The 20566-nt window shown below is 39.9% G+C and carries 15 protein-coding genes, 3 pseudogenes and 1 other annotated feature; of the genes and pseudogenes, 4 read left to right on the plus strand and 14 right to left on the minus strand.

From position 1 onward, the window contains the following. Positions 1-212 precede the first annotated feature (212 nt). Positions 213-1700 carry a dipeptidase gene (locus tag MTP24_RS11790; RefSeq protein ID WP_243531349.1) on the minus strand — a complete coding sequence of 496 codons (1488 nt, stop codon included), beginning with the start codon at positions 1698-1700 and terminating at the stop codon, positions 213-215. A gap of 170 nt (positions 1701-1870) precedes the next feature. Here MTP24_RS11790 and MTP24_RS11795 point away from each other — a divergent pair, with 170 nt between their 5' ends. Next, a complete protein-coding gene (locus MTP24_RS11795; RefSeq protein ID WP_243531351.1) occupies positions 1871-2041 on the plus strand; it encodes a DUF2986 domain-containing protein in 171 nt (56 codons plus the stop codon). Between the two features lie 31 nt (positions 2042-2072). On the opposite strand, the gene MTP24_RS11800 is transcribed toward MTP24_RS11795, so the two are convergent. Together MTP24_RS11800 and MTP24_RS11805 are read right to left on the minus strand one after the other, a co-directional pair. Continuing rightward, on the minus strand, positions 2073-4202 hold the full coding sequence (locus MTP24_RS11800) for a TonB-dependent receptor (RefSeq protein WP_243531353.1): 2130 nt from the start codon (positions 4200-4202) through the stop codon (positions 2073-2075). Positions 4203-4310: 108 nt separating this feature from the next. Further along, positions 4311-4502, minus strand: coding sequence for a helix-turn-helix transcriptional regulator (locus MTP24_RS11805; RefSeq protein WP_243531355.1), 192 nt, complete (start codon positions 4500-4502; stop codon positions 4311-4313). A gap of 230 nt (positions 4503-4732) precedes the next feature. Between MTP24_RS11805 and MTP24_RS11810 the strand changes: the two genes are divergently transcribed. Next, positions 4733-5935: an MFS transporter gene (locus tag MTP24_RS11810; RefSeq protein ID WP_243531357.1), complete on the plus strand. Its 1203-nt coding sequence runs from the start codon at positions 4733-4735 to the stop codon at positions 5933-5935. A 58-nt stretch (positions 5936-5993) separates the two neighbouring features. Here MTP24_RS11810 and MTP24_RS11815 read toward each other — a convergent pair whose 3' ends face one another. The 4 genes and pseudogenes from MTP24_RS11815 to MTP24_RS11830 all read right to left on the minus strand — a co-directional run. Continuing rightward, complete coding sequence (locus tag MTP24_RS11815; RefSeq protein ID WP_279388994.1) at positions 5994-7040, minus strand: NAD(P)-dependent alcohol dehydrogenase; 1047 nt, start codon at positions 7038-7040, stop codon at positions 5994-5996. A gap of 135 nt (positions 7041-7175) precedes the next feature. Then, entirely contained in the window at positions 7176-7889 is a 714-nt protein-coding gene (locus MTP24_RS11820) for a DUF1499 domain-containing protein (RefSeq protein ID WP_243531361.1), read from the minus strand. An 88-nt stretch (positions 7890-7977) separates the two neighbouring features. After that, positions 7978-9318 (minus strand): DUF1501 domain-containing protein, encoded by a 1341-nt coding sequence (locus MTP24_RS11825; RefSeq protein ID WP_243531363.1) that lies wholly within the window; start codon positions 9316-9318, stop codon positions 7978-7980. 10 nt (positions 9319-9328) lie between these two features. Further along, positions 9329-10237: pseudogene (locus tag MTP24_RS11830) on the minus strand (DUF1800 family protein); the annotation flags it as partial. Positions 10238-10289: 52 nt separating this feature from the next. Here MTP24_RS11830 and MTP24_RS11835 point away from each other — a divergent pair. Next, positions 10290-11509, plus strand: a protein-coding gene (locus MTP24_RS11835) for an IS3 family transposase (RefSeq protein ID WP_223230517.1) whose coding sequence is annotated in 2 segments (ribosomal slippage) — positions 10290-10578 and positions 10578-11509 — 1221 coding nt in all. Because the reading frame shifts where the segments join, the coding sequence is not laid out codon by codon here. Further along, positions 10568-10684, plus strand: a sequence feature (AL1L pseudoknot). Its footprint overlaps the gene before it by 117 nt. 40 nt (positions 11510-11549) lie before the next feature. Here MTP24_RS11835 and MTP24_RS11840 read toward each other — a convergent pair. Further along, a pseudogene (locus MTP24_RS11840) lies at positions 11550-12548 on the minus strand (DUF1800 family protein); the annotation flags it as partial. Positions 12549-12715: 167 nt separating this feature from the next. Here MTP24_RS11840 and MTP24_RS11845 point away from each other — a divergent pair. Next, the gene (locus MTP24_RS11845; RefSeq protein ID WP_006791468.1) at positions 12716-12931 is read left to right on the plus strand and encodes a hypothetical protein; all 216 of its coding nucleotides are present in this window, start codon (positions 12716-12718) and stop codon (positions 12929-12931) included. Positions 12932-12992: 61 nt separating this feature from the next. Here MTP24_RS11845 and MTP24_RS11850 read toward each other — a convergent pair whose 3' ends face one another. The 6 genes and pseudogenes from MTP24_RS11850 to hrpB all read right to left on the minus strand — a co-directional run bounded on the left by MTP24_RS11850 (position 12993) and on the right by hrpB (position 20394). Continuing rightward, a complete protein-coding gene (locus tag MTP24_RS11850) occupies positions 12993-14543 on the minus strand; it encodes a diguanylate cyclase (RefSeq protein WP_243531366.1) in 1551 nt (516 codons plus the stop codon). Between the two features lie 98 nt (positions 14544-14641). After that, the gene (locus MTP24_RS11855; RefSeq protein WP_243531367.1) at positions 14642-15613 is read right to left on the minus strand and encodes an ATP-binding protein; all 972 of its coding nucleotides are present in this window, start codon (positions 15611-15613) and stop codon (positions 14642-14644) included. Beyond that, entirely contained in the window at positions 15606-16157 is a 552-nt protein-coding gene (locus MTP24_RS11860; protein WP_006791471.1) for a heme NO-binding domain-containing protein, read from the minus strand. Before MTP24_RS11860 ends, MTP24_RS11855 begins: the two co-directional genes overlap by 8 nt. Positions 16158-16166: 9 nt before the next feature. Next, the gene (locus MTP24_RS11865; RefSeq protein ID WP_243531369.1) at positions 16167-17279 is read right to left on the minus strand and encodes an HDOD domain-containing protein; all 1113 of its coding nucleotides are present in this window, start codon (positions 17277-17279) and stop codon (positions 16167-16169) included. Positions 17280-17388: 109 nt separating this feature from the next. After that, positions 17389-17873, minus strand: a pseudogene (locus tag MTP24_RS11870) (nuclear transport factor 2 family protein). Positions 17874-17967: 94 nt separating this feature from the next. Next, positions 17968-20394, minus strand: coding sequence for an ATP-dependent helicase HrpB (hrpB, locus tag MTP24_RS11875; RefSeq protein ID WP_243531371.1), 2427 nt, complete (start codon positions 20392-20394; stop codon positions 17968-17970). Between the last annotated feature and the right edge of the window lie 172 nt (positions 20395-20566).

A 20566-nucleotide genomic window follows, 5' to 3' on the forward strand; every position in this document is an offset into this window, starting at 1 on the left:
TCAACGGTCAATTTAGCTCACTTACTTTTAGATTGAAGTATTCTATCTGCACGTATGACTTTTTAACGATAGCTACTATATCACTGCAAGTTACACCGATAATAATGACGACGATCAATACAATATTCGCTTCGTGGCCCAACTTTAACAGATACAAAAAAGCCGCCTTACTAGTTAAGCAAGGCGGCTTTCATATTAAAACACTTATGAGCTTACATATTACCAAGCTCAATCATCATTGCGGTATACATGCGTAAATTAAGCTCTAATTGCTCAAGTGTAATAAATTCATGCTCAGAGTGGCCTGTATAACGTTTTCCTGGCATTGAAGGTCCAAACGATACTGCATTATCAAATAGTTTTGCGTTAGTGCCTCCACCAATTGATACAAAATCGGCTTTTTCGTCGCCGGTAAAGTGCTTAAATATATCAAGTAGCTTTTGCGCATGCGGCGCATTGTCTAACAGCATAGGATTACCTATCACTGTATCTATACTCTCGAGTGTAACTTTATTGTTAGCTTGCCATTGATTAACGGCTGTCTCTATTTGTTGCTTTAATACATCTTCACTTTTACCAACAGGGCGACGAGCATTAACAGCTAACGTTAGCTTATTCCCGCTGCGCTCAATGACGGTTGGGGCTACGGTCATTGGGCCCATAAAGTCATGCTTATAGGCAATATCGCCAAACTGCTTACCGTGAAGATCTAACCCTATCAGTTGATTTACAAATTTAATAAGCTGTCCATCGCTATTGTTTTCAAGTGCGATTCCATCAAATAGCTCGGCTAAATGTGCAATGGCGTTCACGCCAGATTCGGGCTCAGAAGAATGGGCAGACATGCCCTTTACATTAATGGCAATGGCGTTATTTTTTTTACTAAAGTTAAATTCAACTTGATTTAGTTGCTTGGCTCTTGTTTTTAGTTGGTTAACTAGCGCATTGTTTGCATTATGCAGTACTAAACTTGCATCTTCTGGTATTTGGCTTTTGAAAGCACCACCAGCAAGGTCGCTTACATACACTGCTTTTTGATCTGATATGGCATTAAATGTAGGAGAAATTAAGCTCCAACCTTTTTCAGCAACCACTACCGGGTATGATGCATCAATGGTTACTGCATACTTTGGTTGCTCGTATGTTTTCATGAACTCAGTAAGTGGGCCCCAATCAGACTCCTCAGCCAGATAAATCATCAGCTCAATGCGGTTATCAAGCTCAATACCTTTATCTTTAATCGCTTTCATGGCGTAAAGCGCAGTAGCGATAGCGCCTTTGTCATCTTCGGTACCACGGCCTACTAATTTACCCGGCTCTGAGGTATCAATAATAAAGGGGTTTTGCTTCCACTTACTCGCATTAGCTGGCTGCACATCACCGTGTGTTACCACTGTTACCTTGTCTGTTTGTTTACCCATGCCAATAAGCACAGTGTAACCAAGGTCTTGATAGTCGAACCCAAGCTCTGCAGCTTTCATTTTTAATACCGATTTAAAGTTAATAAAATCTGGGTTTTGTGGTGCGGGTATTGAATCTTTATTTACTGTAGGAAAAGCAACTAAGTTAGTTAGCGTGTGTACTTGTGCATTTTGGTAGGTATCTACAGCGTAATCGGCAACATTATCAATATTTTTATGTAACTGTGCGTGCGCGCTAAACGCGAACAAAAGAGCACTTGCTAAAGCTAACTTTTTCAAAACTTATTCCATTTAATTAATAACTAAGGGCTTTAATTATAGCGCCCACATAGCATTACAAATAGCGCTTTGCGGTAATTTAACAAACTATTAAGTGTAAATATTTATATGGCGGCTTTAATATGGATAGCGGTATAATAGGTGGCTTAAAATAATTGGGGTAAATCAGTGTGAATCGTCGTAAAAAAATAGTCACAAAGTTTCAAAAGAAAGACAAACGCGCTAACGCTAAATTACACAAAAGTAATAAGCCCGCGTATATATCAAAAGCTGATCGTGAGAAGCTAGAACAACAAGCAGAACAACCAACCCAAATTGAACAAAACCAAGAGCAGCCGTAATCTGCTCTTAGTTGTAAATTATATAATCACCTTAAAATGCGACACTCATCCCTATATTAAACGAACGCCCCTGCCCTGCGAGCTGCTCAAAACCCGTGCTTTCGCCTTTTTTAAGCTGCGCAATGCTCACCCCACCAAGCGGTAATTGATAGTACTCGTCAAATAAATTACTCACTTGTGCACTTAACGTTAAGTCGCCCCATGACGCTTTTGAACCTAAATTTACAATGTTGTAGCTATCGGTTTGGTTTTCTAATCGGTTGTTATCGACGCGTGTTTTAGCATCATTCCATTGCCACGACAGCGTATTTTCAAAGCGGCCGAGTTGATGGTTAATTGCAAGCTTGGTATGCAGTGGTTTTATTTGATAAAGCGGCTGGTTGGTATCATCTCGCTTTGCACGTGTATTAGTAATATTGGCATTTAATTGCCAATTACCGAGTGCTTTAGATTGATGAATATTAGCGGCTAAATCTAACTTAACCCCATACAATACGGCATCCGTATTAGTAAATTTAAGTATGTTACGTGTTGTGTTTTCTAAGCCAAATCGATTAAAAGACCTGACGAGGTCTGCATCAATGTAGTCAGATGCATTGGTATACCAAATGTTAGCACTTACTTGCCAGTCGTCGTTTTGAGCCGATTTAATATAAGTAGAGCTTATTGTATGCGCGGTTTCTACTTCTAAATTTTGGTTGCCTATATAGCCATTGCCATCACCGTACCAACCAATCATGGTGGTTGCCATATTGCTCACACCCCAGCTGTATCGCTCATACAAATTAGGTGCTCTGTTTTTGCGAGCAAGACCAACCTGTATCTCGTCAGTATGAGTAAGCTGATAATTAAGTAATACACTGATATCAACCACCGTGTCTGATTTATCGTTCTCTTTGCTATTAAAAGCAGCAGCGGCACTTGCGTTACTAGGCTGCATTGGCATGGCGCTCATAGTCATCATTGCCATACCTTCGCTATATGGCTGAACATCGTCAGCACGAGTATTTACATGCTCAACACGTATACCTGAATTTAACCACAACTGAGTATTTATTTGGCTCTCAAATTCTGCAAATGCTGCAATACGCTTACGCTGACCATTATTTATATTAATGTAATCGTTAGGGCCCATCATGGCGGAACCTTCAACAGCAGACCACCAATCATCAATTCGGTAATCATAAAATGCTTGCCCAAGTAATAGGCTGCTATTGCTATCTAGGTTTAAACGCCATTTAATTTGAGAGCTTATATCGCGCGCATCGGTATTCATTGGCATCATGCCTGTTTTTTCAGCGCTAAAAAAACCCATTTCGTGTTTAACCTCATGCCAATTAAGTTGGGCTTCCAATTCACTGTTTTCCAATACACGCTTGTACTGGGCCGTTGCGCCATAACTTGTGTTATCAGTCATATCCATATACTGATTAGCAAAGCCCTGATAAGGTATTTTTTGATGTGTAAGCTTAATTACAAACTGTTGTTTTTCGTCTCGTATTGCTGCAGAAAGCGCATGGTTTTGAACGCGATATAAGGTATCTAATACCAAGTCTCCATTTCCGTCGTCGTAACTTTTGGCATCACTAAACGCACCTTGGTAATTAAAACTCAGGGTATTGCTCGCAATACGTGCTCCTACCCCCACTTTTCGCGCATTGTTTACGCTATTATATTGAGCAGATACATAGCCTGAGTGCCAGTTAAGCTCATTACTTTGGCTATACTGTGGTGAAATAGTATTTACGCTTATCACCCCTGCAATATTATCGCCACCGGCACTTACCGCTGATATACCCGCAATAACATGATAAGCCGTAATTTGATTAGCAGAAACATACGAAAGCGGAGGGTTCATATGATTAGCACATGCCGCTGTAACATCAGCCCCATCGACCAATACTTTTACTCTATCGCCCATCAAGCCATTTAAAATAGGCAAGTTAGACACCCCACCTGCAGCAGAAAAATCCACACCTAAATCATTTAGTAATGATTCTGCAGAACCAAGTGCAAGATGTTTATTTTGCGAATGTCCATGAACCTCAATAACTTCTAAAGAGGTGTCGTCTGCAAAGGCTGCTGAAGAAAACATGCTGCCTATAAAAAAAGCCAAAGGCGTTAATAAATATGTGTTTGGAGTGTTGCTTAAATCTGCCATTTTATAATTATGCCACTGTAATAGTTGGACTAATTATAATTCGTGAGGCTAGAATAAAAGCGCGACAAATTGTCGCACTTTGCTCATTTTATTTTAAATATGCCTGCGTTATTCATCATCAAAAATATCTTCTATTTTTAATTCAAATAACCGCGCTACTTTAAACGCCAGCGGTAAACTGGGATCAAACTTACCTTTTTCAATTGCATTAATGGTTTGGCGCGATACATCTAATAATTCAGCTAGTTTAGCCTGTGTTAGATTTCGCTCAGCCCTGAGTACTTTTAAGCGGTTTTTCATTCTTCGCCCTCATCACAGCTGTAGCGTTTGTTAAGTATCTAGGTGCTAATTAAATAATATAAATCGTATTTATTTAACTCTATCTAATGACTTAGCCTGTCGCTTCACTTAAACTAATTGCTTCAAGTTTTTCTATATTCATTTCATAAATTTTTGCATTTATAACCCATAGTGCTTTTTTGCTCTGGCGTTACTTTTTTATATTTAAACATCTAATTCAAAGGGGGTTTATGAAACCTGATGTTACATCTATACCCAATCAGCTAAATAAAACGGCTATTTTAATTGTGCTGGCGTTAGGCACCTTTATTTTAGGTTTATCTGAATTTTCGATGATGCCAATGTTGCCCCTTATAAGCGAAACATTTGATACTACACCTTCTCAAAGTGGTTATGCTATAAGCGCGTATGCTATAGGCGTAGTGGTTGGTGCACCTGTGTTAATGCTTACAACGGCTAATATGCGAAAACGAAAAGCACTGCTGATTTTTTTAAGTTTAATGTGTGTATCTAATGGGCTTAGTGCATTGGCTACGTCGTTAGAGCAGTTAATCATATTTAGGTTTTTGAGTGGATTGCCTCATGGCGCTTATTTTGGTGCTGCCATTTTGCTTGCATCTGATATTGCGCCGCAAGGTAAACGAGCCAGCTTTATGTCAAAAGTATTTATGGGATTAACCATTGCAACTATTGTTGGTGTGCCCGTTGTAACATTGGTAGGCCAAAATTTAAGTTGGCGTTACTGTTTAGCTGGTGCTGCAGCGATTGCTTTTGTTGCATTTATTTTAGTTTATAAAGTCGTGCCCAACATAGATAACGCTAAACCCTCTAACTTATTAAACGAGTTTGGTGTGCTCAAAAACAAGCTCGTATGGTCAATTCTAGGCATTGTTATTATTGGCTTTGGTGGTGTGTTTTGTATTTATACCTACATTGCTGACACCATTTTAGATGTAACAAATACAGCGCCTTATACTATCTCAGTGGCAATGGTAATGTTTGGCATTGGCTGTACACTGGGTAATTACGTTTTAGGAAAAGCTGCAGATAAGTCGGCAATAAAAACTACAGGCTTTGCGCTTGTATGCACCATTATTTTTGCATTTGCTTATGTTACGGCAAGTTATAATATTTGGGTGCTTTATGCGGTTATTTTTTTCATCGGTTGTAGTGTCGGTTTAGCGACATTAATTCAAAGCCTACTCATGGATGTAGCACCTGAAGGTCACGCGATGATAGGCGCATTAGTTCAATGTGCATTTAATACAGCAAACGCAATTGGCCCGTGGGTAGGTGGAATCGCTATTGCCAAAGGGGCTGCGCCAAATCAAACTGGCTATGTCGCTGCGGCATTATTTTTAGGTGGCTTAGGAATGTGGTTGCTGAGCTATTTACAACTTAATAAGTCACCCAATTTAAACACAGTTAATTAATCACAACACAAAAAGAGCGACTGATAAGCCGCTCTTTTACTTTCATATCAATAAATTTTTACGAATCTAACGACGCCATATCAATGACAAAACGATATCGTACATCTGAATTTTCCATACGTTCGTATGCAGTGTTAATTTCGTCAATGTTAATCATTTCACACTCAGGTAATACATTGTTTTCACCACAAAAATCGAGCATTTGCTGCGTTTCTGCTATACCACCTATAAGTGAACCTGCAACCTGACGTCGTCCCATTAATAATGGCACTGTATTTAACTCTTCAACAGGCCCCACTTGACCAACAATAATTAATGCTCCATCTATGTCTAATAGCGGTGTATAAATTGATAGGTCGTGCTTAACAGGCACTGTATCAATGATCACATCAAATGCTGACTGTGACTCTTTCATTTCGTCATCATTTGTTGAAACTAAGTAATGCTGGGCACCAAGTTTAACAGCATCTTCTTTTTTAGATTCGCTTCGGCCAACAACAGTTACCTCAGCCCCCATTGCTACGGCATTTTTTACCGCCATATGACCTAAGCCACCCAGGCCTACAACTGCAACACGGCTGCCTTTTTTAACGCCCCATTTATGTAGTGGAGAATACGTAGTAATACCTGCACATAACAACGGTGCTACGCGTGAGAGATCTAAACTCTGTGGTATTGAAAGTACAAACTCTTCACGAACTACAACATGCTTAGAATACCCGCCTTGGGTCATTTCTCCGGTTTCTCTGTCTTTACCGGCATAAGTGCCAACCATGCCCTCACGGCAAAATTGCTCTTCATTATTGTCGCACTGATCGCAGCTTTTACATGAATCAACCATACAGCCTACGCCAACGGTATCACCTTCTTTGTATTTTTTAACATCGCTACCAACCGACTTAACTCTGCCAACAATTTCATGGCCTGGCACGAGTGGGTATTTTACACCGCCCCAATCGTTTCTAACGGTGTGTAAATCTGAATGGCACACTCCGCAGTATAAAATTTCAATTTCTACATCGTTATTTCGTAAATCGCGGCGTTCAAACTCAAACTCTGTAAGCTCAGACCCTTGGCTTTTTGCTGCATATCCTACTGTTTTCATCATAACTCCATAGTTGTTTAAAAATTTAAAACGCATTGAGTATGTACTTTGAGGAGTGAATACAAACTGAAAAGCAGCCACAAAAAAGCCCAAATATTATTTGGGCTCAATCACATACTACTATTTAAGGCAGTGTTACTTAGTAAGCTCTGCGTTAATTTCGTCAATTAAAGTATTAATACGCTCGGCATTTTTACCTAAATCGCTGCGACCAACACGAGATTTACTTCTTATATCAACAAAGCGCTCAGTACCTTCATCAACAATACGAACAACAACATCGTCTTTAAAGCCAAACCACGTTGTGGTGTCTGTTGCTTCTATTAAACCAAGTGATTTATTAGCGCTTACCAATTCCCAGCCTAAATTTTTAATTGCTTGCTCGGTTGCTGCAATTAAATCACTTTGCGACTGTGCAAAGTTAAGTGTTGTTAGTTCTGGGTAAGCTTTACGTTGTTGTACCGCGGTTTCTTCCCCTGCGTATTCAACTGGGTTTGGTGCGTCAGCGCGAAGTGGTGCTATAGCAACAAATTTAGGCGGGTTAACCAAGTCGGTTGAAATATCATGAATTGGCGGCACATTTTTGGCTTTATTCATCATGTTAAGCGGCATAGCAATAGCAACCACAGAAAATACTACAGCAACGATAGCACTACCAAATGAAGAGGTTTTACGCATAAATATTAACTGCACTAGCAGTAAAACAAGTGCTGCACCACCCACATACACGCCGTATCTAAAGCCTGTAAAAGCAAGGCCTAAATCAACGATGCCAAACTTGTATAAAGGGCCTGGTAATACAACCAGTAAAAAGGCGATTAAACTCACCAAGCTGACTAAAATCTTCATTCTTGTGCTCCATTTTGTGTGTAATTGTTATTTTGTAAACAGCACTTATACTGCACGTGCTTGATTTTGGTTTACCATTAGCAACTAATTACATAAAAAAGTCCAATGTTGTGCGATCAAAGTTAGTCAGATTAGGAAAAATATCGCTCAATTCAGATGATGGAACGCCAAACCATTGCGCCAATGAGGCAAAGTATTGCTCATTTGCCACGCTCGGGATGAGCCTGCCACTGCCAACGTCTTGCGGGCCGTCCAAATGCTGCGTTAAAAATTCACCATAGATATCGCCTCCTTTAACTGCTCCTCCCATTACTAGTTGATTGCCCGCCCAACCATGATCGGTGCCATCACCATTTGAGGTCAGCGTTCTACCAAAGTCCGACATCGTAAAGGTCGTTACTTTGTCTGCCATATTTAGCTCTTGCATTGCGCTATTAAACTCGCTCAAGCTTTGCGCTAATGAGTTTAACAAAAGCGGGTGGGTTTCTAATTGGTTGTCGTGGGTGTCAAACCCGCCCATTGAAACAAAAAACACTTGGCGCTGTGTTGCTAAAGTAGACTGCACACTAATTGCTTTTGCCACTGCGGCCAATTGCTGAGAAATACTAGATTCGCTGAATGGTGTTATTAGCTCTGGGGCAGTCTCTAACGCATTGTTCATAGTTTGAGTATTGTTAATAGCCGAATTAAAGCTTTTTGCATAAGCATCACTAAGCGGATGATGAGTATTGCCCATTATACGATTCATAATGTTAGTTACATGGTCTGTGCGTGGTTGATAACCGCCAAATGCATTTATACGACTAATCCCACTTTTATTTAGTGCAAACGCTTTTGTTTGGCTGCCTGTTTGCCACAGATTAGTTCCATCTAACGACACATTGGCAGCAAACTGATCCTGCTGATTTAAACGCTCTAACAAACGTGCTCCCCAACCACTGTTCAGCGACTGTTTTTCACGGCCATACATCCAAGATGCTTGCTGATCATTATGAGAAAATAAGTGCTTAGGTAACACCACTGCATTATTTTTGTAATCGTTATAACTTGTTGGCGCAAGCAAGGTACCCACCCCACCAACAAACGCTAAATTAGATTCATTAAAAACACGTTGAATAGGCGACAATGATGGATGCAACCCTACACCACCTGCAAACTGGGTTGCAGTATTTAAAGTAATTGGCGATGCAACCGCTAAATTTTGTCGGCTTTGTTCGTACAAGCTACGCTGCTCACCTTCAAGGGGTACCAACATGTTGAGTGAATCGTTACCGCCGTATAAAAAAATGCATACTAGTGCTTTGTAGTCGCCTAGTTCAACTGCATTAACAGAGCCTGTAAGCGCTTGTAGTTGCAAACTAGTCAGTGCGGCTGCCGATACACCGCCTTTTAAACATAACGACAAAAATTGTCTTCTATTAATGCTCATTATGTCTCTCCTAGTACTGCAAATTAAATTCAGGTGAAATAGCAATCATATAAAGTAAATACGATACCCGTTCGCGATATTGATCGTCATCAAAATAAGCATCTAAATCTAATAATGCTTGGCGTGTGTCGCTACTCATAGAGCCTGCAAAATACAGTACGTTGTATTGATCGAGTAAGTAGTTAACCCCATTGTTTTGCAAGGTATTCATATCGTTAATGATGTAAACATAAATACCGCTTGGATTTAAATCGGTGTGCGCCTCTGCAGTACTCCACACTAAATCGGCAAAGTGTTCGTTCATGGTGCCTATAAGCGTTGCATCGCCGGCTATTTGTAGCTCAGGAGCCACTAATGAATTTGTTCGCAACTGAGCAGGCTGGTAGTCAGGTCTAAAAAAGTTAAACACCGAACTCGACTGCATAGGCCCTTGCCCATATCGGTCAACTAAATTCCATGTTTTATAATAACCTTCAGGTGACCTTGCGTTTAGGTTTCGCCAAAATTGGACTGTTTTAAGAAGCGGTTCTTTTATTTTACCTTGGTAGCTTAATACACTGCCATAATGACGAGCTTCATCATCTAAATATATAGCTTTTACTACTGCTGCTAGATCACCTCGAACGCCTTCGCCATTATCATTAAATACACTGGCAATTCGCTCTACATATTGCGGTGTAGGGTTTGATGTAATTAGTCGTTGTATTAACTGCTTACTGATAAAAGGCGCTACATTTTGATGGTTAAATAAATTATCAAACGCTAGTTGTAACGACTCTTGCGCACTATACCCTTGGGGAATAATGTCGCCGTTTAATAACGTTTTTTGCTTTTGTGAATGGTACTCTTCAAATGCTTGCATAGGCGCAACATAATCACGACTTTTGCGCTTAAATGTTTCACTGCCTGCAAATGTCCACCTGAATCGCCCCGTGTTTGCCAGAGACTCAATAACTTGAGAAACTGGAACTATGAAAAAATCAAATCGCTATACATCAGAATTTCGTGAACGTGCAATTAGGCTTGTTACCACACAACAGCATGAATACCCTTCTCTTTGGGCTGCGCTAGTATCGATTTCAGATAAACTGGGATGTACCCCAGAAACACTTAGAGCATGGGTCAAGAAATCTCAAGCTCAACCGTCTAAACCCTCTTCTAATACGCAATCAACTGAAGAACGCCTTGCCGTCTTAGAGCGCGAGAATAAAGAGCTCAAGCGAACGAATGATATCCTGAGGCAAGCTGCCGCTTTTTTCGCCCAAGCGGAGCTCGACCGCAAACAGAAGTAATAGTGGATTTTATTGATGCTTGCAGAGAGCATTACGGTGTCGAGTCAATTTGCAAGGAATTGCCGATTGCACCATCAACGTATTATTCTCATAAACAGATACAAAGAGAGCCTGAGCGACTGTCTAACCGCAAAAAGCGTGATGCTGAGCTGATAATACTCATTCGCGAAGTGTGGGAGGATAATATGTCAGTTTATGGTGCAAGAAAAATATGGAAGCAGCTACAGCTTGACGACCATCAAGTCGCCCGCTGTACAGTCGAACGATTGATGCGAGTTATGGGAATTCAAGGTGTTCGTCGGGGTAAAGCACATAAGACAACGATACCTGACGAGCAACAAGATAAGCCACTTGATTTAGTTAATCGTCAATTTACTGCTGAGCAGCCAAATCAACTTTGGGTAGCTGACATCACCTATGTTGCCACATGGAGTGGGTTTGTTTATGTCGCTTTCGTGATAGATGTTTTTTCACGATACATTGTAGGTTGGCGTGTATCAACGACAATGCACACAGAGCTTATTCTTGATGCGTTAGAGCAAGCTATTTGGCATCGTGGCAACCCCGAAGGGTTAATTCACCACAGCGACAGAGGCAGCCAATATTTGTCTATACGATACACTGAGCGACTTGCTGAAGCTGGAATTCAAGCGTCTGTAGGCAGTGTGGGTGACTCTTATGACAATGCATTGGCTGAAACAATAAATGGATTATTTAAAACAGAGATTATTCGCAGAAATGGCCCGTGGAAGAATGTTGATGCTGTTGAATACGCAACGTTAGAGTGGGTCAATTGGTTTAATAATCAACGCTTATTATCTTCAATTGGGTATATTTCACCAGCTCAATATGAAACAGACTACTATGATAATTTAAACGAGTCAGGTAAAGTGGCCTGACTTAAACAAACTGGTCTCCGATGAACTCGGGGCGATTCAACCCTGTAAATACACGAGCAAACCCTTCTATTTCTGCTTGGCCATACGTTGCAATAGTATTACCGTTAGCGTCTAATTTAACGGTACCGTCTTGGTTTAGCTCATCAAGCCCGATAGTAAATAATTGCATAACCTCACGGGCATAGTTTTCATCGGGGCGAATATTAAGTGCATCATCGGCCTTTTCGTTACCCAAATGGCTAAGATAAGTGCCCATGATTGGCGATAAAGTTACCGCCTCAAGTAAATCACGAAAATTACCAAATGCATGAGTAAGCAATAAATCATAATATGTCACCATGCCCTCAGGCTGAGAGCGTAAATCGTTATTGAGATCAGACACTACAAGTATTTCACTCAGCGCAAAGGCCACGCGCTGGCGTAGTTGATCGTCGCTTTGCATTACGGCTTTCCACCACGCGTCTATTCGGCTTATATACCTAAAATCTTCATCATCATTAGTAAACACCATATAGTCACGATGATAGTTAATGGGCAATGCCAGTTGGGCATCAAGCCATTGCAGCTCACTTTGGCCTTGCGCGTTTTGTATTTCTACAAGCGTTGGCCCCATGCTTCCTTGATGCAACAACCGAGCTGCAGAAAATGCATCCATGCTATTGCGGGCAAAAAAATTGACCGTTTTAACGGTAGTGGCCCCTTCGTTATCGGTCGCGGTAACATTAAACGCATACTCTGAAGGCGTGTTAGTTAGTGCATCAGCCAATTTAACGCTAACTGAGCTTGCGTTTACTGGCTCACTTAACACCGTAGGCCCCGAAGTTTGTTGCCAAATTACACTTGCGATGCTGCCGTCAGCATCGCTTGCTGTTGCTTTTAGCTCAATAGTTTGGCTTTTTGTGATATCACTGGGTAAGCCCGACAGGGTTAAAGAAGGAAGCTTGTTACCATTAACGGTTGGGGTATCATCTGAGCCAGAACCACCGCAGGCACTAAGAAAAAAGACTGAGCTTACTATCAAAACTAATTTATAATGCATGTTAAATCGCCATGATATTTTGGTTTAAGTAAGCAATTGCCTACTTAGTTTAATGCATTAATTGAAACACAAAATTTACATTTTTTCCTTTTATTTTTTGTAATCGAAACTTGACTAACGTTCAAAATTGCACAAACTACGGGGGTTAAACAGCCAGAGACTCATACATGAAAACAGAAATTAGTTATCGTTTTGAATCATCGCAAGTGGCCAACCGTTTTTTACATGAGTTAAAAAACTGGCCAGTGAACGATGTTAAAACACGTCTTTTTAATGGAGGTGATAGCGTAAAAGTAAGCTACGATTACGACGAAACAGGCTTCGATTATACCATTGCCGAGCTTGATGATTTAGCCGAGCAACATGGAGGAAAAGAAGTTTAGCGCAACGTAATATGTATTAAACTTTTAGCATTAATAGTAACAATTCGCGATGGTGGTTTAATTATATTGATTTAATTAAGGCTCTATCTCTTCCGGTGTTTTTTGCCTCGTACAGCATAACGTCTGCATCTTTGATTAATGATTTGGATGTGATGCTTTCATTATCCATAGCCTTTGCCGTTGCAAAAGCACAGCCTACACTTATAGTTAAAACATCACTTACTTTAGAGCCTTTGTGAGGTAATTTAAGCGCATTTACATTTTTTCGTAATTGTTGAGATATTAGTTCAAATTGCTCAAACGAAAGCTGGTTAAACAGCAGTATAAATTCCTCACCTCCATAGCGTGCTGCTATACCATTATTTGATTGAGAGGTTTCTTTTAAAACACCACATAGTGCTTGTAAGGCACTATCTCCTTCTTGATGACCATAACAGTCGTTGTACAACTTAAAGTAATCAACATCAATTAGCATTAATCCCAACGTTGTTTTTTGATTGTGGGCATCATGCCATTGTAATGTGTAAATTTCTTCAAAGGCACGTCGGTTATAAATTTGCGTTAGCTCGTCTACTTTACTTATTTTTTCAAGTTGTTCGTTTTGTTTTTTGACCTCTTTTATTAAGGAATTAAAACCATTTATAAGTACACGCATTTCTAAAAACTGATTTTTAAAATGAAGCGGTTGAAGGTCATTTTTAAGTAACATCAAATTGATTGCCGATGCACCATTAATTAATGGTGTAATAAAAAAACGATTAACAACAAAAAAACCTATAATAGAGGCTACAAAAAACATTATTAAAATAATAACTAAATACAAGTCAAATAATACAGGCAACCTTTGATGGTGATGCTCAATATTCATTGTCAGTAATGGGTTACCATTTATGTCTAGCAATATTCTTTGTCGCTCAGTGGCTATTCCCTCATTTTGGATTCCACCATTTAAAACAAGTAAATTTTGTGTTGCGCTATCGTCATTTATTATTGAGTAGCTAAGTTTTACTTGTGCTACTTCTGCCATCATAGCAACTTGTGATTTCCTTACTTTTTTAATAAAAACAATACTACCAACAGGCTCTCCTGTTTTATTTGTTCGTTGAATTACGTGCGATGCAAACATAACAGGGCCATGCTCTGTTCTTAAAAAACCGAAGCGTTCTGACGTATTTTTTTTATAAGGTAGGATAGTACGGTTAGGTAAATGAGTATTTAGATCAAATTCTGGCAGCTCAAAGGATTGTTCCTGAATGTAATCAAAAGTATGCCCATAAACTTGTTTAAAGTTCATGTCGTAAATAAATACACCATCTATTTTGAGTGATTTAAAGGTATCGTCCACATAATTTGACTCAATATAGTCTTTATCAAAGCTCGTCATGTAATCGTAAGAGTCATCCCACACCGCATAATCGTAATTTAGGGTTTTTAAGAAAACAAACTCTCTGTTTAAAGCAATTTCTAGGCTCAATAGCTCTCTATTTTGGTAGTCTTTAATGTTTTCATTTATAGTTGGTAACGTAAAAAAGTATCGATAGCTAACCAATAAACTAGTCACAAAGCACATTAAAATTAAAGTACCTATTATTACAAAAAATCTTAATGTCATTATTAGGCCCTAGGGTGTGAAGTAGCTTAATTCATTTTATAAATAGCGCTTATCTATAGTTTTTTAAGTGTGCTTGGGTTTATTCTGCGCCAATATAATTAGTTTAACGATGATTCCGGCATTAATGTTATTGGCATAGTACAGCGCATTAGCGTACCTTCGCCAAGCTCACTTTCTACCTCAATTGAACCATTATGCTCTTTTAGCACGTTATAAACGATGGCCATTCCCATCCCCGTTCCCTTCCCTACTGGTTTTGTTGTATAGAAAGGTTCAAAAATATGGCTTTTAGTTTGCTCGTCCATTCCACAGCCATTATCTGCAATTTCAATATAAATATTTTTTTCGTCTGAAAATAACTTGATGACTATTTTACCTTGCTTGCCATCAACTAAATCACACGCATACTTTGCATTTAGCAATATATTTACAAACACTTGGTTAATTGCCGATAAATTACAATAACTCAATGGCAGCTCTTCATAATCACATTCCACCTGACAACTTTTTAGCTGATTGGCGAGTAACTTAATGGCACCATTTAATGACTCAGTAATATCAGCCATAGCCAATAAGTTATTTTTCGGTCTGGCAAAGTTAAGCAAATTATTTACTATGGCAGCGATACGTTGAAGTCCCTCATGAGTGTCGCCGAGCAGTTCATCTAAATCTTCTAAAATAAAATCTATATTCGTTTCTTGGTCGAGCTTAACCAATTGTGCTTCAAGCTCTGAAGCCGAGATAGACTTATCTATGAACTGCTTAGATATCTGCATTAATGAATGAAGTGTTGGTTTAAAGTACTTAATGCTTTCTACATTACTCATTACATAAGCAAGCGGGTTATTTATTTCATGTGCTACGCCTGCCGATAACGTACCGAGTGTTGCCATTTTATCGGTTTGCATTATGGTTACCTGCTGGCTTTTTAGCATGCTCAGCTTTTCTTTTAACTCTTGATTAGTGCAAAATAACTTACGTGTTTTATCTTCAAGTAAAACTTCTAACTGATCTCTTGCCGCTTTTTCACGCAAATACGCTTTTTTGTAGTTATAGTCGTCTTCAGCCATTTAAAGCCTCATACTTCACTTCAATAACGCACTTGTCGCAGCCGTCATGCATACATTCAACATGGTTTAAAGAAACATCAATACCGTAGTGCGAAGCCGCACCATAAATAAGCCCTTCTGCGCACATACATAACTGCCTTTTAGAACGGTAATGCATTAAAATAAATCCATCTTCAATCAGTTTAGACTCTATTTCTGGTAGGTTTGGTTCATGGTATAGCTTAGCGACTTCAACATGAATGACCTTATCAATCCCCATTATTAACTCTGCAAAACTATTAAAGCCTTTCGCAACCGTTGGGTGGCTTCTGTTTAAGTGGCCAAACAAATACTCACCAAATGCTTTTAATACTTCGGGCATAGTCATCGATAGGGCTGTCGCTACATCCTGGGCTAAACCAATTATCTCTTCATCTGGGTAACTTTGCGCAGAAATATACACACGGCCATCAGGGGCGTTTTTTTCAAGTAACTCATCCCATGCCGCCATACCGCACTTTTCAATAACCAGTGCCTCTAAGCCTCTAAAAATTATGCCTTTCATGTTTTATCCTTATTTACTTAACCACCATTGCTCTATGTCGGGAAATAGCGCTAAGTCATCTATAAAATCAAACTCTTCAAGATTAAAGTTAAACGCATTATTGCAAAACACATGTTCAACAATCATGTGAATCACGGTTAATGATATGCTTTTTTTTGAGGGTAATTCATCAATCAATTGCGCATCGACTATTTTTTGTTCAAACCCCCAAAGTGCCAGTAAATAAGCACTTAACAAAAACTTAGGTACAACTTCGTTATCTAAGTCGCCATGAGGATCACTCGTTATAATTAACTCACCTATTACACTTAATAACCCTACAGCACATGCGAGTAATTGAGTTTGGCGATCTTGCTTTATATATTTTGCTAACGATTGCGATAACTCTGCTTTTTTATAGCCTTTGTCTATTAAGTGATTAATTGCTTTTTGTTTATTTTTACTAAGTAACTGATGAGATAACTCTGAAAAAACCACGATTGCTCTAAGGTTTATTAAGCCAATCCTTACAATCGCTTCTTTAACACTCGAGGTAGTACTATCAAACCCCATAAAAGCCGAATTAGCAATTTGTAAAACCTTACCAGCCAGTAAAGGGTCGTGCCTAACATCTTTTTCTAAAATAGAAATATTAGGCTCGCTTTTATTGAGTTCATTGAGTAGGTTTTGCGTTACCTCACCTAAAAACGGAAGCTCAGAGAGTTGCCCTAAAATAATGCGATGCTCACCGCTAATAGGAAGTGTTTTTAAAACAATAGCACTATTTATTACGCTCTCTAAATGTGACTGAGCAAAAGGCTTAACTAGGTGAAAATGGATTACATTATTTAATTGTAGCTGGTAATTCCCACTCATATCACCTGTTAATAAACACCTTAGCGCAGATGGACAGAGCTCTTTAGCTTGTTCTAAAACGTTTTTCCCCGTGGGAAGTTGCATCATCGAATCACAAAAAATAATATCAGGTAAGGCGTTGTTATTTATTTGCTGTTCAAATTGAGTAGCAACTTGAACTGTGCACACATGAGCACTGGGGCATAAACGGTTAAGCGTGCGTATTAACGCACGTAACAGCAGTTCGTCGTCATCAATAATAAGAATATTGATTTTTAAATCATGCATCTACTACACCTAAAGCTATAACGTACTAGTTTATAATTAAAGCGTAGTATATTTTTATCAATACCCCTACTTTCAAAGACGCTAATTAATAAAAAGTAAATGCATGGTTTTATTCATGATATTTACGGATCATCGCCACTTTACCGTTTTCAACTTCTATTACTTCCATCATTACTGATGTGTACTCGATTGGCTGCTTACTTTGCGGATGAATGCCCTTAGCGTGGTTTTTATAACGAATCGCAAAACCGCTATCGTTAAATATAAAAGTATTGAGTAGCTCACTTTCATAGTGGGTGTGCGCGCCTAAGTAAAAACTCATGCCCTTACGCATTAGTTTTTTACCCTCTGCTGTGCGAGAGTCATCTACTTGATACGGTATGTGCTGACTGCCAACATCGTCCGTTAATAAGCTAAGGTAGGCTTCAAGCTCTTTTTCACTTGCGTTAGGCGCTTGCGTTGCGGTCATGGCGCTTGCGTTGCGGTCATGGCGCTGTAGTAATGCTGTGCAAATTTGTTTAAGTCCAGTGCCTCTTCAGCATCAACCAAAAAGGTACTTACTAATAGCAAACCAAATGTAAATAGTCGTTTCATCACTTCTTCCTTGTAGTTAAAAGTATTGATTTATTTATAGGTACACTATATTCACATGCTCAAAAATAAAACAAATATTTTTAAGTTAATAAACCTACATTTTGCTTTTTACTCTATTGGTTGCCGCGCTGTTGGCTGGGTCGTCGGGCCAAAAATGTTTAGGGTAACGACCCTTCATTTCTTTTTGTACATCGCGATAACTACTAGCCCAAAAGTGCGCTAGATCTTGCGTAAGTTGTAAAGAACGCTTACCTGGCGAGAGTAATTCCATAAGCAGTGGCAGCTTGCCATTTGCAAGCATTGGCGTACTTGTTAAGCCATACACTTCTTGCATGCGCACGCTAAGTTTTGCGGGACCATCTAACTGGTAATTAATTTTTATATTTGAGCCACTCGGTACCGTTAACCTAAGCGGTAACAATGTTTTTAGGGCTGTTTGCTGTGTCCAGTCAAAACAATTTTGCAGTGCTTCAAAGTAGTTAAACTTTTTAAGCTGCTCCAGCGTTTTTATATCCTGTAAATATACGCCTAACCAATCATCAGCTGTTTTGATAAGTTGCTGCTCGCTTATTGCCGGGAACGTATCAGGCATAAACTGACTGGCTAAACTCATGCGTATTAATAATTGCTGCGCGTCGGGTTGTTCATTAAATAATGCAAAACCATGCTTGGTAAATAAATTAAGCCACGCTTTAGCGCGCTCGGTTTTATCAAGCTTTTGCTTACTTGGTTGGCTTGTAAGCGTAATAGCGCCGAGCTTTACTTCGTCTTGATGAATAAAGCGCGCGGTTTTTTCATCAAACTCACAGCGGGTAAGCGAAGTAAACAAATGCGGTAAGTAACCTTGTAGCTCAAATGGGCTAAGTGCGGTGGCTGCAAAAATACGCGTGCCTTTATGGCCGCCCATGCTTGCAATAGCAAGGTAGTCATCGTTATGCCAGTAATCGGTGTTTAAATCAGCGCCCGCACCATTGGCAAGTAAGTAGCCATTACCGCGTTTTTTTGCAATGCGATCGGGGTAAGCTAATGCCACCAGCAAACCTAAATACTCGGTGTTTAGCTCACTGTTACTGTCGGTTACTTTTAAACGGCTTTGCCAGTATTTTAACTGCTGTTTAAATACTGGGTGTGGCCTTTGCTGTTGGCTATGTAGCGCCAAGCTTAGCTCGTTGGCACTGTTTATTCGGCTCTCAAGCAGCGCCACTAAATAAAGTGCTAAACGGTAAATACCAGGGAGTTCTGTCTCAAGCGCCTGCGCTTTTAAAAGCATATGCGCTAAGCGAATATCCGCCCCAAAACCCAGCATGTTACTGCCCAATTTGGTTAGCTTGCCTTTGCCGTCGATGGCTTCAAGCATAGTTAGTAAGCTCATTGCTTGTGTGCATTGCTGCGTTGTTGGCGTATCAAGCAAGGTGAGTTCGCTAATATTTGCGCCCCACTGCTTTGCTTCAAGCATGAGTTGGCTTATGTCTGATGTGAGTATTTCGGGGTTGTCGTGACTGTTACGTCGCTCAAAGGTTTGCTTTGAGCCAAGCCTGTACACCACACCTGGTTCTATTCGCCCCGCACGCCCTGCTCGCTGCACGGCAGAGGAGCGCGATATACTTTGTGTTGTAAGCTCCGTTACGCCTGTTTTTAAGTTATAACTGGCCGCGCGGCGTTTACCGCTATCAATAACAATGCGAATGCCCTCAATGGTTAAGCTGGTTTCGGCTACATTGGTGGTAAGCACAACTTTGCGCATGCCCTCAGGCGCAGGGGCAATCGCCGCTTGCTGATTGGCTTTATCTTGCTCGCCAAATAACGTGGCAACTAGGCAGTTACTTGGCAAGTCATTAAGGGCCTGTTGTACGCGTGATATTTCAAATTGCCCAGGTAAAAATACTAATGCACTGCCGCTTTGCTCGTTTAGTGCTTGTTTTATTAAAGGTGCAATAGCATCAAGCCAGCGGCTTTCATCTTTTATTGGTATATATACTTCGTCTATGGGGTAGCTTCGCCCGCTTGATTGTATAACTGGGCAATCAAAAAATTGCGTATAGCGCTCTGTATCAAGGGTGGCCGACATAAGTAGTATGGTTAAATCGTCGCGCAGCGCACTTTGGGTTTCTAAAGCAAAGGCCAGTGAGGTATCGGCTGCAATTGAGCGTTCATGAAACTCATCAAAAATCAGTAAATCAATATCGCTAAGTTCTGGATCGTTTTGTAGCATGCGAGTAAGCATGCCCTCGGTGACTATTTCAAGGCGCGTGTTGCTACTTACTTTACTCTCGCCACGTACACGAAGGCCAACGCTTTGCCCAACATTTTCGTTTTGGCACTGCGCTAAGTAATTGGCAATATTGCGTGCAGCTAAGCGGCGCGGCTCCAGCATTACAATACGTTTATAATGGCCGTCGCGCATAAGCTGTAGCGGCAACCAGGTTGATTTACCCGCACCAGGCGGTGCTTGTAATAACATTATAGGGTTACTTTGTAATGTAGTTACGAGTTGTTGATATATGTTTTGAACCGGCAGCACTGCTATTTACCCAAAATTGCTTTGCACGCATTGTAACAAAAAATAATCGTGCGACGGCGATTCATATTATTAGTATTTGATGACTATAGGCGTAAAGCACTATCAAATTAAATAGTAACTAACTTTCATCGACTCTCTCAATGAATGAAAATTTTAGCTTACTAATTTTAAA

Origin of the sequence: Pseudoalteromonas sp. APM04 (assembly GCF_022809815.1) — a bacterium.
In the GTDB taxonomy this organism is placed as follows: Bacteria; Pseudomonadota; Gammaproteobacteria; order Enterobacterales; family Alteromonadaceae; genus Pseudoalteromonas; species Pseudoalteromonas marina.

What these genes read in the sequence shown, in the direction of transcription:
- MTP24_RS11800 (WP_243531353.1), bottom strand. Translation starts at nt 4,202, where the DNA reads ATGGCAGATTTAAGCAACACTCCAAACACATATTTATTAACGCCTTTG.
- MTP24_RS11805 (WP_243531355.1), bottom strand. Translation starts at nt 4,502, where the DNA reads ATGAAAAACCGCTTAAAAGTACTCAGGGCTGAGCGAAATCTAACACAG.
- MTP24_RS11810 (WP_243531357.1), top strand. Translation starts at nt 4,733, where the DNA reads ATGAAACCTGATGTTACATCTATACCCAATCAGCTAAATAAAACGGCT.
- MTP24_RS11815 (WP_279388994.1), bottom strand. Translation starts at nt 7,040, where the DNA reads ATGAAAACAGTAGGATATGCAGCAAAAAGCCAAGGGTCTGAGCTTACA.
- MTP24_RS11820 (WP_243531361.1), bottom strand. Translation starts at nt 7,889, where the DNA reads ATGAAGATTTTAGTCAGCTTGGTGAGTTTAATCGCCTTTTTACTGGTT.
- MTP24_RS11825 (WP_243531363.1), bottom strand. Translation starts at nt 9,318, where the DNA reads ATGAGCATTAATAGAAGACAATTTTTGTCGTTATGTTTAAAAGGCGGT.
- MTP24_RS11845 (WP_006791468.1), top strand. Translation starts at nt 12,716, where the DNA reads ATGAAAACAGAAATTAGTTATCGTTTTGAATCATCGCAAGTGGCCAAC.
- MTP24_RS11850 (WP_243531366.1), bottom strand. Translation starts at nt 14,543, where the DNA reads ATGACATTAAGATTTTTTGTAATAATAGGTACTTTAATTTTAATGTGC.
- MTP24_RS11855 (WP_243531367.1), bottom strand. Translation starts at nt 15,613, where the DNA reads ATGGCTGAAGACGACTATAACTACAAAAAAGCGTATTTGCGTGAAAAA.
- MTP24_RS11860 (WP_006791471.1), bottom strand. Translation starts at nt 16,157, where the DNA reads ATGAAAGGCATAATTTTTAGAGGCTTAGAGGCACTGGTTATTGAAAAG.
- MTP24_RS11865 (WP_243531369.1), bottom strand. Translation starts at nt 17,279, where the DNA reads ATGCATGATTTAAAAATCAATATTCTTATTATTGATGACGACGAACTG.